General features: G+C 60.7%; 11 protein-coding genes, 1 tRNA gene and 1 pseudogene. 6 read left to right on the plus strand and 7 right to left on the minus strand.

The window, feature by feature from the left end:
• Positions 1–16: 16 nt before the first annotated feature.
• Positions 17–2,107 (minus strand): O-antigen ligase family protein, encoded by a 2,091-nt coding sequence (locus tag EJ076_RS15115; protein WP_126068417.1) that lies wholly within the window; start codon positions 2,105–2,107, stop codon positions 17–19.
• 795 nt (positions 2,108–2,902) lie between these two features.
• Entirely contained in the window at positions 2,903–3,037 is a 135-nt protein-coding gene (locus EJ076_RS36150; RefSeq protein ID WP_348639820.1) for a hypothetical protein, read from the minus strand.
• A gap of 1,338 nt (positions 3,038–4,375) precedes the next feature.
• On the opposite strand from EJ076_RS36150, the gene EJ076_RS35215 reads away from it, so the two are divergent.
• Complete coding sequence (locus tag EJ076_RS35215) at positions 4,376–4,528, plus strand: hypothetical protein (RefSeq protein ID WP_164548644.1); 153 nt, start codon at positions 4,376–4,378, stop codon at positions 4,526–4,528.
• Between the two features lie 171 nt (positions 4,529–4,699).
• Here EJ076_RS35215 and EJ076_RS35785 read toward each other — a convergent pair whose 3' ends face one another.
• Complete coding sequence (locus tag EJ076_RS35785; protein WP_126068418.1) at positions 4,700–4,954, minus strand: helix-turn-helix domain-containing protein; 255 nt, start codon at positions 4,952–4,954, stop codon at positions 4,700–4,702.
• Between the two features lie 168 nt (positions 4,955–5,122).
• Between EJ076_RS35785 and EJ076_RS15130 the strand changes: the two genes are divergently transcribed.
• The gene (locus EJ076_RS15130; RefSeq protein ID WP_126068419.1) at positions 5,123–5,770 is read left to right on the plus strand and encodes a hypothetical protein; all 648 of its coding nucleotides are present in this window, start codon (positions 5,123–5,125) and stop codon (positions 5,768–5,770) included.
• A 162-nt stretch (positions 5,771–5,932) separates the two neighbouring features.
• Here the strand turns inward: EJ076_RS15130 and EJ076_RS15135 are convergent.
• A tRNA-Gln gene (locus EJ076_RS15135) sits at positions 5,933–6,007 on the minus strand.
• Positions 6,008–6,136: 129 nt separating this feature from the next.
• Positions 6,137–6,447 (minus strand): annotated as a pseudogene (locus EJ076_RS35790) (VOC family protein).
• Positions 6,448–6,705: 258 nt separating this feature from the next.
• Between EJ076_RS35790 and ppdK the strand changes: the two are divergent.
• The 3 genes from ppdK to EJ076_RS15155 all read left to right on the plus strand — a co-directional run bounded on the left by ppdK (position 6,706) and on the right by EJ076_RS15155 (position 11,511).
• Positions 6,706–9,387 carry a pyruvate, phosphate dikinase gene (gene ppdK / locus EJ076_RS15145; RefSeq protein ID WP_126068420.1) on the plus strand — a complete coding sequence of 894 codons (2,682 nt, stop codon included), beginning with the start codon at positions 6,706–6,708 and terminating at the stop codon, positions 9,385–9,387.
• Between the two features lie 109 nt (positions 9,388–9,496).
• Positions 9,497–10,600: a glycosyltransferase family 9 protein gene (locus tag EJ076_RS15150; RefSeq protein ID WP_126068421.1), complete on the plus strand. Its 1,104-nt coding sequence runs from the start codon at positions 9,497–9,499 to the stop codon at positions 10,598–10,600.
• Positions 10,601–10,770: 170 nt separating this feature from the next.
• Complete coding sequence (locus tag EJ076_RS15155; protein WP_126068422.1) at positions 10,771–11,511, plus strand: polysaccharide deacetylase family protein; 741 nt, start codon at positions 10,771–10,773, stop codon at positions 11,509–11,511.
• Between the two features lie 173 nt (positions 11,512–11,684).
• Here EJ076_RS15155 and EJ076_RS15160 read toward each other — a convergent pair whose 3' ends face one another.
• Together EJ076_RS15160 and EJ076_RS15165 are read right to left on the minus strand one after the other, a co-directional pair.
• Positions 11,685–12,074 carry a DUF427 domain-containing protein gene (locus EJ076_RS15160; RefSeq protein WP_126068423.1) on the minus strand — a complete coding sequence of 130 codons (390 nt, stop codon included), beginning with the start codon at positions 12,072–12,074 and terminating at the stop codon, positions 11,685–11,687.
• Positions 12,075–12,193: 119 nt separating this feature from the next.
• Entirely contained in the window at positions 12,194–12,550 is a 357-nt protein-coding gene (locus tag EJ076_RS15165; RefSeq protein WP_126068424.1) for a hypothetical protein, read from the minus strand.
• 195 nt (positions 12,551–12,745) lie between these two features.
• Between EJ076_RS15165 and EJ076_RS15170 the strand changes: the two genes are divergently transcribed.
• The gene (locus EJ076_RS15170; protein ID WP_126068425.1) at positions 12,746–14,374 is read left to right on the plus strand and encodes a fatty-acid--CoA ligase; all 1,629 of its coding nucleotides are present in this window, start codon (positions 12,746–12,748) and stop codon (positions 14,372–14,374) included.
• Positions 14,375–14,411 lie beyond the last annotated feature (37 nt).

A 14,411-nucleotide genomic window follows, 5' to 3' on the forward strand; every position in this document is an offset into this window, starting at 1 on the left:
GGTGCGAAAGCCGGCCCTAAAAATAGGTTCGCGGCGCGACAAGGTTCTTCTGCTGGCGAATATAAAAACAATAGAAGCCAAACGCTGCAGCGAACCACATGAAAGCCTCACCCATAGCCAGCCGGTTGTTTGAATTGGTAAGGATGGTTATGGCGAAGAAGACCAGTGTTGAGATGTAGCAGGACCAAGCGGCCGGAGCGATAAGCTTGGCCCGCATGGCCATCAGAACCTGCCGGGACGACCAGGTGTAGAGAAAGGCAAAGAACGCCAGTCCGACCACACCATAGCGCACGGCAATCTCCAGATAACCGTTGTGGAAGACGTTGAAGATCATGGGATGATAGGTTCTGTGCTCCCATTCGGTCAGCCAGCTCGAACTGGCTCCGAAGATCGGGTGGCGTTTCCAGATCTCGATCGCATCCGCCCACAGCATCAGCCGTTCCTTGGCTGCAAGCGGAACCGTATCGCTCGCGATGGCGCGGTCGAAGGCCGGGAGGACGCCATGCCTCAAGACATCCGGAACCAAGGCCTTGACGAAGATCATGGTGTCGCTGGCGGTGGACGAGAAGACGTTGTGTGTTGCGACGATGCCGGCCGCCACGATGGCCAGTACGCCACCCGAAACCAGCAGTTCGCGGCGATGGCCTCTCGCCAGGGTCATGATCGCCAACAAGAGCAGGGCGAGCGCAAGCGCAAGCCAGACACCCTTTGACCGCATCTCAATGATGTTGACGAAGGCAAACAGCAGGACGGCTGCCGACAGCGCCCAATGCAGGTTCTTGGTTGCTGTCCTCAGATCCGTTCTTTGGGCCGTGTATGCCATGAATTGCAGCGCGCAAAGGAAGATGAAACCTGCCGCCACCGACGCGTGGATGGGATTGTTGAAAAGCCACGGGGTCGGTTGGATGCCCTGAAACATGTCCGAATAGAAGGTGTCCGCCGCCAGGAAGACAAGACTGAGGATCATGAACCAGAGCACGAGCCGCGCGGGCTGCCTGACAAACAGCAGAAACGCGAAGCCGGTCGTCGCGTAGAACAACGGAAACATGTAAATGCCTTCGGAGCCACCCAGCTGGTGGGTACCGAAATAGACGATCGCCAGTCGGATGAAGACATAGAGCGACCAACCCATGCACAGACCGCCGACCCAACCGATCAGCGGTTTGCTGTAGGTCCATAAATCCACCCTGAACCAGCGGACGACTGCGACCAAGGCCAGCGCCAGGCCCGCATAGCGGTAGGTGTCGGCCTCGCGCCAGACCGAGGAGACCAAAGCGAGAATGGCGAATGACGCCAGCAACAGAAGCAGGGTGTTGCGCGGCGCGTCGTCCTTGGCGTAGTCCGGGATTTCTCGCGGTAAAGGGGGCCGCAGCAGGACGTGATGCAGGCGGCGCAGCTCGTCGCTGGCCCGCAACACCCCGGCACTTAGCCGGCTCGGCCCGCCAAACCTTGCGGATTTGTAGCTCCCCGAGGGGCCGGCTATGCCGGAAATCTTGCTGCTGGCGGCGAAGCCAAGCACGTTTTGGCGAACCGAATAGACCTTCAGGCCGGTATCCCAAAAGCGTTCGAGTGCGACGTCCCATGGCATCTTCATTACGGCGAGCGCCGACAACAGCCCCTGCGCCCCCTCCCGCGTCACAAGATAGGCGGCGGCCGAGCCTTGCGGGCCATGCAGTGCGCGACCGATCTCGTCGCCTTCCGTCGTCTCGACGGCACGCATGAAGAAGCTCATGCGATGGTTGGTCAGCTTGATGACGTCGAAATCCGGCACCGCCGCGATGATGGCCTCGATGCGTCGCATGGTGTTTTCGCTGAAGAGGACGTCGTCCTCGACAATCAGGCCATGGGCGCTGCCACCGGCCAGGAACGTTTCCAGCGCCTGGATATGGCTGCGATAACAGGCATATTCGCCGGGCAGAATGTCACGCCCGCTCAGCTTGCGCGCGGCTGGAAGATCGATCTCCGTCCAGTCCTTTTTGGCGAGGGCGTGGCCGTCGACGGCGGCAATGCGCTGCAAGGTGAGGCCCGCCGCTTCGGCGCTGGCGAGCAATTCGCTCCAGCGACCGGTCTCGCGATCGAGGTTGATGGCGAAGATAGGAAGGTTCATCGAAGGTCCATGTTGAGCCGCCACCCACCGGTCGACCTATGTATGGAAAGAGAGAGATGTTCAAGGTGACACTGTCCAGATCACGCAAGTGGTGACCGAATTTGCCGCGACGGCGTTGGCAGTCGAATTATTAGCCGATCGGCTTCATGGAAGATCGCAAAGGTACTCTCGCGTCCTCTTGGCCGAAATAGACCGCGGCGGGATGGCTGGGGTTCCTGGAAGCTTTTCGAACTTTTTGTCTCGCGCCTCCAGCCGAATTGCGAGCGCTTGTGAAAGAGATCGGGGTATCTGAACACGCTCTGGGACGGATATTATCCCGTTAGATCCTTCAGCGGTTCACGACAGCGAGGTTCACTTGGGTGCTGCGTTTGCTGGCTGTCGGGGTTCGATTCGGAAAAGCGCTGCCGTCTTTTCCCACACTTAGAGAATTGGCAATTTCGACTTCGTCGCTACAACTGAGTGTGCCTATCCACGTTACGGACCCGGTCGGAGTACCTTACCTTCGAAGGCAGAGCAGGTCCGAATCCGGCGATGCGCACCGAATCCAGTATCATCATACCATTACATCTATCAAAAATCGCTCTTCAACCATCGTCCAAGAAGGATCAAATTATGCGTTCCGTTCCCGCTGCACCAACCATGGGGTGTCTGCATCACCTTCTTCCCGGCGATGTGTTATGGGCGGAGAGAAATAGCAAGCCCGCCTCTGCTTGACCGAGGCGGGCCTCCTCAATCTGTGTGCTGGAATTGGCATCGGAAACTGTTCCGGCATCAATTCCCGCCGCCACCGGCGCGCTATTTGTTGGCGCCGCCGAGCGCCTTGAGCTTTTCGCAGAATACAGCGTAAGGCTTGCTCATCGCCGCGTCCTGGCATTCCCTCATCATGTTGTCCTGGTTGGTCTTGGGCATGCCGTCCCAAATAGCCTTCATCTCAGCATCGGACTTCATGGTCTTCAGGCTTGAGTCGGTATAGAAGGGCGCATCATAGCCGGCTCGTCGAGAGCGCCGGCAAGGGCCGCGCCTGCGAGCACGGTTGCGGCCACAGCGCCGAAGCATGCGGTCTTGAAGTTCATGGAAGTTACCTCTCCTTTTAGGCTTCCCGGCCGTCGAATGCAGTCGGGTAGAAAAATCGCGAAGCACAGGCTTCAATGTTCGGTCATGCCTTACGAAAGCGGATGTCGCGGTTTTGGGTCCTCCGGTTTGACAGGCTGGAATTTGCGGTTGAGCCGGCGTGGCAGTGCCACGCCGCGAAGTCGGCGATCCCGGCCGTGACTCGGATTCTTCAGGAATGACAATTTCCTCGAAAAACTCACTGTCGTTTGACCGTGAGCCGCGAGCCAGGGATTGCACCGGTTGGGAGTTCAGTTGGGCGCCGCGCCGACTGTAGACGACGATTTGCTAGCCAAAATCTCATCCTTTTATCTGGTTGGATTGGCCAATCGTACGTTCCCGCGGCTGGCGGTTCTTGTACATTCACATTGCTTTTTGAACGATGCATGGAACCGCTGCGGGATAAGGCGCAAGTCGCGCGCCAAAGGCTACTCTCTCGCGGGGGATGTTCACTGCACATTGCAGCGATGGCGATTTCTCAATGGTCTCGGTGGTTTAGTGTAATGTGCGGTGGCTCGGATCACGACCCCGCAAAGGGGTGAAGCGGGAGGGAGGCGCCGGTGCCTGGCTCGAGAAAGCAACCAACTTTGCCGGGGGAAGCAGCTCGCTGGGGTAGCCTTCACGCGGAGGTCCTCAAGTTTATGGATCGACAACGTTAGGCCTTATAGACACGGTCACTGTGACTGTTCGACTGCCACGGTCCGATGCTGCCCGCGTGAATTCCTCCAGCGACTTGATGAGGGCTGAGATTGCCTACGCTCGGCCGTAGGATGGCGGCCGAGCGTAGGCCGGCTGCAGCGCGCAGCGGTACTCGAACTTCACCGACCCCTGCAAAAGCACCGTTCGCGGTAAGCTGCAAAAAAATCCAAGCTTTTGCCACCGGATTGGTCGAGGGCGGTAACTTTACTCGTGACGCGGGTGCTCCGCATCACCTCAGTCACGCTGGGTGCTGGGGCGCCGTGAGGCCCATCCATCCTGACATGTATGCGCGAGCCATCGTGTTACGGTGCCGGTGATGCCCACGACCCGAAATGAAGAGGAGAGGCCACCACGTCCAGGATCAACCGCCGCGCCTTACTTTTGCACTCCGGCGGCGCTGTCTTCGCGTCGACGGTTACGGCGACGGCTGTTGCCACACAGCCACCGCGTCGAGATCGAGTGCCGGCCAACAAACTGCGAGCATTGATTGAGGCGCACATGACGGCATACGCCGCGTTCGGGAAGGTAGCCCATGAAATGGGCAGCAGCAGCCGCGACTACGACAAGGCCAGCCGAGAAGAGGAAAGGGTGCTGCTGGCTGTCTGCGCCTAATACCGAGCAACTTGACGGAATGCGGCATGGTTGAAGACGTTGGCGAAGAAGAAAAAGAAGCCGCTTCTCTCAGGGGCACTCGTCGGAGTGCGGGAGGATGGCCACGAAGCCGACCTATCGTCCAGTGCGGTCCGCATTAGCGGCAAGAACGTAGGTTTGCAATACAAGGAACTACCCGCGGTCAGTTCGACGCGAGAGCCTTACACCTGGGCCGCCCCCATTTTCAGGTATGAACTCAATGCCCGCTGCTTCTAATGCGCCGCGGATCGCCCTTCGATTCGCGGACGTGGTCGACGGAATACCGTCGTCGGATTCGGCGCGTCTAACAGTCGCCACGCCCACGCTAGCGGCGTCGGCCAACTCCTTTGCGCTCCAACGTACCAACGCGCGCGCGGCCCGCATCTGAGCTCCGGTGATATCTTTCATATCATGTGATTGCAAAATGATCTCGGATAGGTTATGTTACTGGCAGACTGTTCGTGTGAGCCGCCCGCAAAGACGGAAGACCTGCATGGCTCTGTGCAAACCTGACCGGGCGATGTGCATCTACACATAGCCCACCCAACCACAGCCAAGCTGCTGGGAGCTCGGATCATGGCTGATTCCGACAATAGCACGCCTTTGTCTTTCGTCACTGGTAGGGAGCTACCTGGCTCAACAGCCGCTTCGGCCTCGGGATCGCAGTCCGAAGCGGTTGCTACCGGTAAGTCATTTGAGCGAGACCAATCGATCGACCCAGCGATGGCGGTGTGGCGCAGATGGCAAGCTGCTCACGAAGAGACTGAACGGCTGAGCCGTGAGCAGCAGCGTTTGGAGCGAAAGCTGATCGAAACAGTCGGCTTTCCTAGTGCGATGATCCAGTTGTCCGATGGCAGGACAGCTACGCTCCACTCACTTCAGGCACTTCACGATGTCCTCGGCGTCGGTTCTGTCGACTTGGCAGTTGGTGCAAAGGCCGAGGCCGATTTAGCGGCTCATCAGGCGCGCTGGGATGCCACCGACCGGGCGATTGGCTATTCCGCCACGTTGCGCGCTGAAAGTGAGGCAGCCGATCGGGCAGAGAGGTTGCTTGAAGAATTGTCGAAAACGCCGGCTATCTCCCTTGCCGGTGTGGCAGCGAAGCTTGATGCCATACTCAGGGAAGGACAGCCGTCGAAAGGCGATGCCGAGTTTCCCTGGCCACAAATCCGTTCTGTTCTGGAAGATATTGGTCGGATCAGCGGGCAGCCAGGGCCGAGCTGACCGCACGAGGCCATTTCCAGTCAGTGTCGCCGACATCAAAATTGCCCTCAGCGACGCGAAGGAAGCGTGCCCGTTGTGTTCTGGCGGCACGTCTCTGGCCTTCTCTTACATCAGGAAATTGAATGTCCCGTAAGCTGCTGATTTCAATAGATAAAGAGACAATGGCTGGGGCGCCAGGATTCGAACCTGGGAATGTCGGTACCAAAAACCGATGCCTTACCACTTGGCGACGCCCCAATTGCCGTCAGAGTCGCTTGTGCGGCGCGTTATTAGCAGAGCAGCCGAAAAGCACAATCCTTATGAGCAATGGTCAGAACGTCCAATCGGGCAGCCAACGCAGCTGCCGCCAGAGGGCATGCGAGCGGGCTATTCGGACCACACCGCCATCTCGTTGCCGGCCGGATCGACGAAGTGGAAGCGCCGGCCGCCGGGGAACGCGAAGATCGGCTTGACGATCGTGCCGCCGGCACTTTCGACAGCGCGCAGCGTTTCCTCAGTTCCCTGCTGTAGAGCACGGGCAGTGGCTTTGATGGCGCTTCGGCGGCGTCGGCCTGAAAACCCCCGTCCAGACCTTCGGCAAAGGCCGAATAGGTCGGCCCATAATCGGTGAACGACCAGGCAAAAGCAGCGCTGTAGAAAGCCTTGAGCCGGTCCAACGTTCCACCGGTTGCCGGCATTTCCAGATAGTCGAGCTTCCGGCCAGTTTCATGGAGCACCTATTTGTTCCCTTTATGTTCTGCAGCAAATGCTCCTGCATGGCAAGTCTTTTTGACGCATCTTTGGACGTAGCTTTTTGCTTAATCGATTGTAGGGGCCGCACGGCTTTGCCGACGCCTTGCCTTTCGCACTGCAGCATCATATCGCTCGACAGTCGGACGCGGCGGAACTTTCCGTTTCGCCAATCTTTCCAATCTCCTGCAACCGGAGAGCAAAGCATGACCAAATGGGTTTTCACCTTTGGCGATGGTGCGGCGGAAGGCCGTGCCGGCGACAAGAATCTGCTGGGCGGCAAGGGCGCCAACCTGGCCGAGATGTGCAGCCTGGGCCTGCCGGTGCCGCCGGGCTTCACCATCACCACCGAGGTCTGCAACGCCTATTATGCCAATGGCCGTACCTATCCGGACGGGTTGGAAGCCGATGTCGCGGTTGCCCTCGATCATATCGGACACCTGAGCGGGCGTCGGTTCGGCGACCCGTCGAAACTGCTGCTGGTGTCGGTGCGTTCGGGCGCGCGCGCCTCGATGCCCGGCATGATGGACACCGTGCTCAATCTCGGGCTGAACGACGAGACGGTCGAGGCGCTGGCCGCCGATTCCGGCGATGCGCGCTTTGCCTATGACAGCTACCGCCGCTTCATCCAGATGTATTCCGATGTCGTCATGGGCCTCGACCATGAGGTGTTCGAGGAAATCCTGGAAGACCAGAAGGGCGGGCTTGGGTATGAGCTCGACACCGAACTGACGGCGCTCGAATGGCAGGGTGTCATCGCGCTCTACAAGGCCAAGGTCGAGGAAGAACTCGGCAAGCCGTTTCCACAGGATCCGCACGAGCAGCTGTGGGGTGCGATCGGCGCCGTGTTCTCGAGCTGGATGAACAATCGCGCCATTACCTACCGGCGCCTGCACGATATTCCCGAAAGCTGGGGCACGGCGGTCAATGTCCAGGCCATGGTGTTCGGCAATATGGGCGAAACCTCGGCCACCGGCGTTGCCTTCACCCGCAACCCGTCGACCGGCGAAAAGATGCTCTATGGCGAGTTCCTGGTGAACGCGCAGGGCGAAGACGTCGTTGCCGGTATCCGTACGCCGCAGAACATCACCGAGGCGGCGCGTGTTGCTGCGGGCTCGGACAAACCATCGCTGCAGAAGCTGATGCCGGACGCGTTCCAGTCCTTCGTCACCATCTCCGACAGCCTGGAAAAGCACTACCGCGACATGCAGGATCTCGAATTCACCATCGAGCGCGGCAAATTATGGATGCTGCAGACCCGCTCCGGCAAGCGCACCGCCAAGGCGGCGCTGAAGATTGCCGTCGAGATGGCGCGGGACGGACTGATCACGAAAGAGGAAGCCGTCGCCCGCATCGATCCGGCCTCGCTCGACCAGCTGCTGCATCCGACCATCGACCCCAAGGCCGCGCGCGATGTCATCGGCATCGGCCTGCCGGCGTCGCCCGGTGCTGCCACCGGCGAGATCGTCTTTTCCTCTGGCGATGCCGAGGAATTGAAGACGCAAGGCCGCAAGGCGATCCTGGTGCGCATCGAGACCAGCCCCGAGGATATTCACGGTATGCATGCGGCCGAAGGCATCCTGACCACGCGCGGCGGCATGACCAGCCACGCCGCGGTGGTGGCGCGCGGCATGGGCAAGCCTTGCGTGTCGGGCGCCGGCTCGCTGCGTGTAGACTACAAGGCCGGCACGCTGATGGCCATGGGATCGACTTTCCGCAAGGGCGACATCGTCACCATCGATGGCAGCAACGGTCAGATCTTGAAAGGCGCCGTATCGATGCTGCAGCCGGAACTTTCTGGCGATTTCGCCGCCATCATGGAATGGGCCGACGCGGTGCGCCGCATGAAAGTGCGAACCAATGCGGAAACGCCTCTCGACGCGCGCATGGCGCGCTCCTTCGGCGCTGAAGGCATCGGCCTTTGCCGCACCGAGCACATGTTCTTCGACGGCGAGCGCATCGTCGCCATGCGCGAGATGATCCTGGCCGACACCGAAAAGGACCGGCGTACAGCACTCGCCAAGCTTTTGCCGATGCAGCGCTCGGACTTCCTTGAACTGTTCGAGATCATGGCCGGCCTGCCAGTGACGATCCGCCTGCTCGACCCGCCGCTGCACGAATTCCTGCCCAAGACTGAAGGTGAAGTGGCAGAAGTCGCCGCCGCCATGAATGTCTCGCCCGATAAGCTCAGGCAGCGCACCGAGGCCCTGCACGAGTTCAACCCGATGCTCGGCCATCGCGGTTGCCGGTTGGCCGTCTCCTATCCCGAAATCGCCGAGATGCAGGCGCGCGCCATTTTCGAGGCGGCCGTCGAGGCCGGCAGGAAGGCCGGCGCGCTGGTGGTTCCCGAGATCATGGTGCCGCTGGTCGGCCTGGTGAAGGAACTCGACTACGTCAAGGCGCGCATCGATGCGGTTGCCAAGAGCGTCATGGAGGAATCCGGCGTCAAGATCGACTATCTGACCGGCACCATGATCGAATTGCCGCGCGCGGCGATCCGCGCCCATGTCATCGCCGAATCGGCAGAGTTCTTCTCCTTCGGCACCAACGACCTGACCCAGACGACCTTCGGCATTTCGCGCGACGATGCGGCCTCGTTCCTAGAGACCTATCGCCAGAAAGGCATTATCGATCAGGATCCGTTCGTCTCGCTCGATATCGACGGCGTCGGCGAGCTGGTGCGCATGGCTGCCGAAAAGGGCAGGGCGACGCGGCCCGACATCAAGCTCGGCATTTGTGGCGAACATGGCGGCGACCCGGCCTCGATCCGCTTTTGCGAAGAGGTTGGCCTCGACTACGTGTCCTGCTCGCCCTATCGCGTGCCGATTGCCAGGCTGGCGGCCGCGCAGGCAGCGGTGCTGGTCGCGAAGGCCGGCCGCGGCGGCTGAGCTTACCGTTTTGTAAAACAAGTCACGCGAACGTGCTGGCGGGTTTGCATAATCTCGACAATTTTTCCGCCCAATTTGCGGACACCCCGCCAATTGCTCCTGGAAACAGATGTTGCAGAGTTCACCCGCACCGTTCCACTCGATCCTGGTCATTCAAACGAAGTTCATAGGAGATCTCGTCCTCGCCTCGGCGCTTGCACAAAATTTGCGGCTCGAATTCCCCGGCGCCAGGCTGGTGTTTCTGTGCGAGGCCCGCTTCGAGAGCTTCGTGATCGCCCATGGCATTGCTTCCGAGGTGGTCACGTTCAGGCGCGCCCGCATGCGCGGCACCAACCTCGAGCGCGGGAAAGAGCTTTACGCCATGATACGGGCGTTGCGCCGCTACCGCTTTGACCTGACGATCGACATCACCGATTCAAAGACGTCGCGCATCGTCAGCGGGCTCGTCAACGCAAAGACCCGCGTCGGCTACAAACCTTCCGAACGACCCTTGCGTATGCTGGAGCGGCAGCCCGCCAACGTCTTTGCCAGGCCCTATGGCTTTGATGGCCAGCATTTTCTGTACCGCTACCTCTCGCCGCTCGAAGCGCTCGGCATCGAACTCCGCACGGTGATTCCAAGCCTTCAGCCGCTGCCGTTGGAAACGGCGAAAGCATTGGCGCTGCTGGGCAAGCACCATCTGCGGCCAAATGCCTTCATCGCCATGCATGCGGGTGCAAGCTTCGAGGGGCGACGTTGGCAGCCGGAGCGGTTTGCCGCGGCGATCGACGAAATTGCAGGCGAAACCGGATTGGACATCGTCCTGGTGGGCGGCCCGGACGAGCGGGAGATTGCCGAACATATCATTGCCAGCACAGTCGCGCCGGTCGTCAATCTCGTTGGAACGCTTTCGCTCGAAAGTCTGCTGGCGGTGCTGGAACAGGCCCGGCTGTTTCTCGGCAACGAGAGCGGCCCGATGCACATGGCCGCAGCCACTGGGACCCCGGTTGTCGGGCTGTTCGGTCTGACGCATCCATCGCGCTGGGGTCCCATCGGCGTGCCCAGCATCTCGCTCCAGCCGCCGATGCCTTGCGCCTGCGTGGCCAAGGACCTCTGCCGCGCGCCGGATCCCAGCAAGGCTTGCTGCGTCTGGGGCCTTGAGGTCAAGCCTGTCGTCGACGCGGTGCGCGAGCTTCTTTCGCGTACCGAAATGAAGCGGGAACGCGCCGTCTGAGATCATGCGCCGCTCGGGTAAGCGCTGTCGCCGTCGTGGAATGGCCTGTTCAACACGCGAACGGTCAAATTGTCACGCTGGGCGCTTTTCTGCTATGCACCATCCCGATTTCCGCCTTCATGCGGGTCTTGTGATGCCTGCTTGAAATGACCGGTCAGGAATTCGGTTTGATGCGCTTGCTGCAAAAAAATCTCTGCATGGCTGCCATGTCGTTGGCGATGATATCCGCCGGCCATGCCGCGCCGCTTGTCGAGCCGACGCTGCACATCAGGCCGGAGGCGAGCGGAGCCGGCCGCGTTGCGCTTACGCTCGATGCCTGCGGCGGACAGACCGACAACCGGATCCTTTCGGCGCTGGTGGACAACAAGATCCCCGCCACCATTTTCGTGACCGGCATCTGGCTGAAGCGAAACGCCGCCGCCGTCGAGATCATGCGGGCGCATCCCGATCTGTTCGAACTGGAAAATCACGGCGGCCGTCATATCCCGGCGGTCGATACGCCGCAGAAAATCTACGGCATCCGCAGCGCCGGCAGCCCGGACGCGGTGCTGGCCGAGGTCGAGTCGGGTGCCGCCGCTCTTGCCAGGACCGGCGAGCCGGCACCGAAATGGTTTCGTGGCGCGACCGCCGAATACAGCCCGTCGGCAATCGCCATGATCCGCAAGCTTGGCTTCAAGATCGCGGGATTCTCGATAAACGGCGACGGTGGCTCATTGCTTGGCGCCAAGGAAACCGCGCGGCGCATTGCAGCGGCCAAGGACGGTGATGTGATTATTTCGCACATCAACCAGCCGACCCATGCGGCCGGCGAAGGCGTGGTGCAGGGGCTGCTGGCGCTCAAGGCCAAGGGCTTGACCTTTGTGCGGCTCGACGATGCCGACGGGGTCGGCAATCACGGCACCACCGACTAAGGTATATCGATATTCAGGCGATGCCGGCCTGCGAATGGCGGCTTCCTGCGCTTCCGGTACTCACGGACCCAAAAGTCCGCTCCGTTCCGGTTCTCGGAACCCACCATTCTCGCCGCGGCCTGACCTGAATCTCGACATACCTCACGCCGAGTTCGCTTGGGTTCGAAAATCGCTCAGCCCGGGTTGGCTTCTATCGTGACCTTGCTGGCGTAGAATGCGCCGTGGTTGCGGATTTCAGTCATTTCATCGAAAGGCCGTTCATAGGCCCACATGGCGTTCTGGCCGGTCTCGCCGGCAGGCAGCACGCTCCAGTAGCTCGCATCGCCCTTGTAGGGGCAATGGGTCGAGTGGTCAGTGCTGCCGAGCTTGCCGAAATCGATGTCGGCGAACGGAATGTAGAAGGCCGCGGGATAGGGGGCCTCGTTCAGCACTTTGGCCTTCGCTGATGAAGCGATGACCACGTCTCCGGCGCGCACGGTGACGGTGCCGGCATAGGGCTCGATGGTGATGACCTTGTCGGGATTGCGTTGAAAACCGGGGGCGGGATTGGCGATCTGATCCATGGGGGTCTCCTTGCGTCGACTTTAGGTGTGTCGCGCAAGCGCATTGCGCAAGGCCCGCTGTGGCCGTGCAACTGACGGATCGCGCCTCCGAAGATCCTTGAACTACTTTCCGCAAGCGATCAGGCGGCGGCCTTGAACACGTCCATGAGACCGGCATAGGCAGCAGCGATACCGGCGACCGGATTGCTGCTTCTCGACACGGTCTCGACTTTCAAGGAACCACCGCCGGTCGGCAAGGTGAGCAGCAGGAACTGGCGGCTGCCGCCATTGCCGACGGATGCGGCCGCGACGTGCTGGCCTTCACCATGGTTCTGGACGCACATCTTGAACAGCAGCGTGCCGCCGACCGCTTCGAGCGCGCCGCCGACAACTTCAACAAATTCATCTTCGGAAACAGTCTTGGTATCCGGCACAAGATCGGCCAGACTTTCGGCAAGCGTACTCTCGAGAGCCTTGTCGTCGAGCTGCGCGTCCATGCGAACCTCTTTCAGTCGCCAATCGCACCCCCTTTGCCCGTTAACGAAACTTAACGCCGACGATGGCCGGATTGTGGCGGCTGCCGCTGTCATGTCGATCAATGCAGCACTCGACGGTGCTGGCGGCTGGACAATCCGCCGGTTCGCTCCACAATGGGACAAAAAGCACAACGCAAAAGCGTGAGGGAGGACCGAATGCTCGGACTGATGCAGGAATGGCCGCTGCTTTGCCACAAGCTCATCGACAATGCCGAGCGGCAGCATGGCGTGCGCGAGATCGTGTCGCGCTCGATCGAGGGGCCGATCGTGCGCACCACCTATGCGGACATCCATCGCCGCGCCCTGAAGGTCGCCCAACGGCTGGAACGTGACGGCTATGGCTTGGGCGACGGCATCGCCACGCTGGCCTGGAACACCGCGCGCCACATCGAGGCCTGGTACGGCATCATGGGCATCGGCGCCATCTACCATACGCTCAATCCGCGGCTGTTTCCCGAGCAGATCGTCTGGATCATGAACCATGCCGAGGACAAGGCCGTCTTCGTCGACCTGACCTTTCTGCCGCTGCTCGAGAAGATAGCCGGTGCCGTCAAGTCGCTGAAACAGGTCATCGTGCTGACCGACAAGGCACACATGCCGCAGACGACATTGCCCAATGTGGTCGCCTATGAAGACTGGCTTGATGAGGCGGATGGCGACTTCGCCTGGAAGACCTTCGACGAAGGGACCGCCGCCGGTATGTGCTACACGTCGGGGACCACGGGCGATCCAAAGGGCGTCGTCTACAGCCACCGTTCGAACGTGCTGCACGCCATGATCGCCGCCATGCCCGACGCCATGGGCTTGTCGTCGCGCGATACGATCTTGCCGGTCGTGCCGATGTTCCACGCCAATGCCTGGGGCCTTGGCCAGAGCGGGCCGATGATCGGCGCCAAGCTGGTCATGCCCGGCTGCAAGATGGACGGCGCTTCGATCTACGAACTGCTCGATACCGAGAAGGTGACCTTCAGCGCCGCCGTGCCGACCGTCTGGATGATGCTGCTGCAGCATCTGGAGGAGACCGGCAAGAAGCTTCCCTATCTCAACAAGGTGGTCATCGGCGGCTCGTCCTGCCCGCGCGCGATCATGACCAAGTTCCAGCAGAACTACGATGTCCAGGTCATCCATGCCTGGGGCATGACCGAAATGTCGCCGCTCGGCACGCTGTGCACCTTGAAGCCGGACTATGCCGGTCTTGAGGGGGAAGCCCGGCTCGATGTGCAGCAGAAACAGGGCTACCCGCCCTTCGGCGTCGAAATGAAGGTCACCGACGACGACAACAACGCGCAGCCCTGGGATGGCAAGACATTTGGCCGCCTGAAAGTGCGCGGACCGGCGGTTGCCCGCGCCTACTATGGCGGTGCTGGCTCGGAGCAGTTCGATGACGACGGTTGGTTCGACACCGGCGACGTCGCTCACATCGACGCCGGCGGCTATATGCAGATCACCGATCGCGCCAAGGACGTCATCAAGTCCGGCGGCGAATGGATTTCGACCATCGACCTCGAGAACCTGGCTGTCGGCCACCCCGATGTCGCCGAGGCGGCCGCCATCGGCGTCCATCATTCGAAATGGGGCGAGCGGCCGTTGCTGGTCGTCGTCCGCAAGCCGGGCAAGGAGCCAACCAAGGCTGATATTCTCGACTTCATGGATGGCAAGGTGGCCAAATGGTGGATGCCGGACGATGTCGCCTTCGTCGGCGAAATTCCGCACACCGCCACCGGCAAGATCCAGAAGATCACCTTGCGCCAGCAGTTCAGGGACTATCGCTTGCCGACGGATTGACGGGATGGTGCATGTTTCGGCTTCATGCCATCGCAAA

The sequence above is a fragment of the Mesorhizobium sp. M7D.F.Ca.US.005.01.1.1 genome (genome assembly GCF_003952545.1).
Classification (GTDB): domain Bacteria; phylum Pseudomonadota; class Alphaproteobacteria; order Rhizobiales; family Rhizobiaceae; genus Mesorhizobium; species Mesorhizobium loti.

Bases quoted from the DNA above. Each gene is read 5' to 3' on its own strand.
- EJ076_RS15115 (WP_126068417.1), bottom strand. From the start codon at position 2,107: ATGAACCTTCCTATCTTCGCCATCAACCTCGATCGCGAGACCGGTCGC.
- EJ076_RS36150 (WP_348639820.1), bottom strand. From the start codon at position 3,037: ATGAAGGCTATTTGGGACGGCATGCCCAAGACCAACCAGGACAACATG.
- EJ076_RS35785 (WP_126068418.1), bottom strand. From the start codon at position 4,954: ATGAAAGATATCACCGGAGCTCAGATGCGGGCCGCGCGCGCGTTGGTA.
- EJ076_RS15130 (WP_126068419.1), top strand. From the start codon at position 5,123: ATGGCTGATTCCGACAATAGCACGCCTTTGTCTTTCGTCACTGGTAGG.
- ppdK (WP_126068420.1), top strand. From the start codon at position 6,706: ATGACCAAATGGGTTTTCACCTTTGGCGATGGTGCGGCGGAAGGCCGT.
- EJ076_RS15150 (WP_126068421.1), top strand. From the start codon at position 9,497: ATGTTGCAGAGTTCACCCGCACCGTTCCACTCGATCCTGGTCATTCAA.
- EJ076_RS15155 (WP_126068422.1), top strand. From the start codon at position 10,771: ATGCGCTTGCTGCAAAAAAATCTCTGCATGGCTGCCATGTCGTTGGCG.
- EJ076_RS15160 (WP_126068423.1), bottom strand. From the start codon at position 12,074: ATGGATCAGATCGCCAATCCCGCCCCCGGTTTTCAACGCAATCCCGAC.
- EJ076_RS15165 (WP_126068424.1), bottom strand. From the start codon at position 12,550: ATGGACGCGCAGCTCGACGACAAGGCTCTCGAGAGTACGCTTGCCGAA.
- EJ076_RS15170 (WP_126068425.1), top strand. From the start codon at position 12,746: ATGCTCGGACTGATGCAGGAATGGCCGCTGCTTTGCCACAAGCTCATC.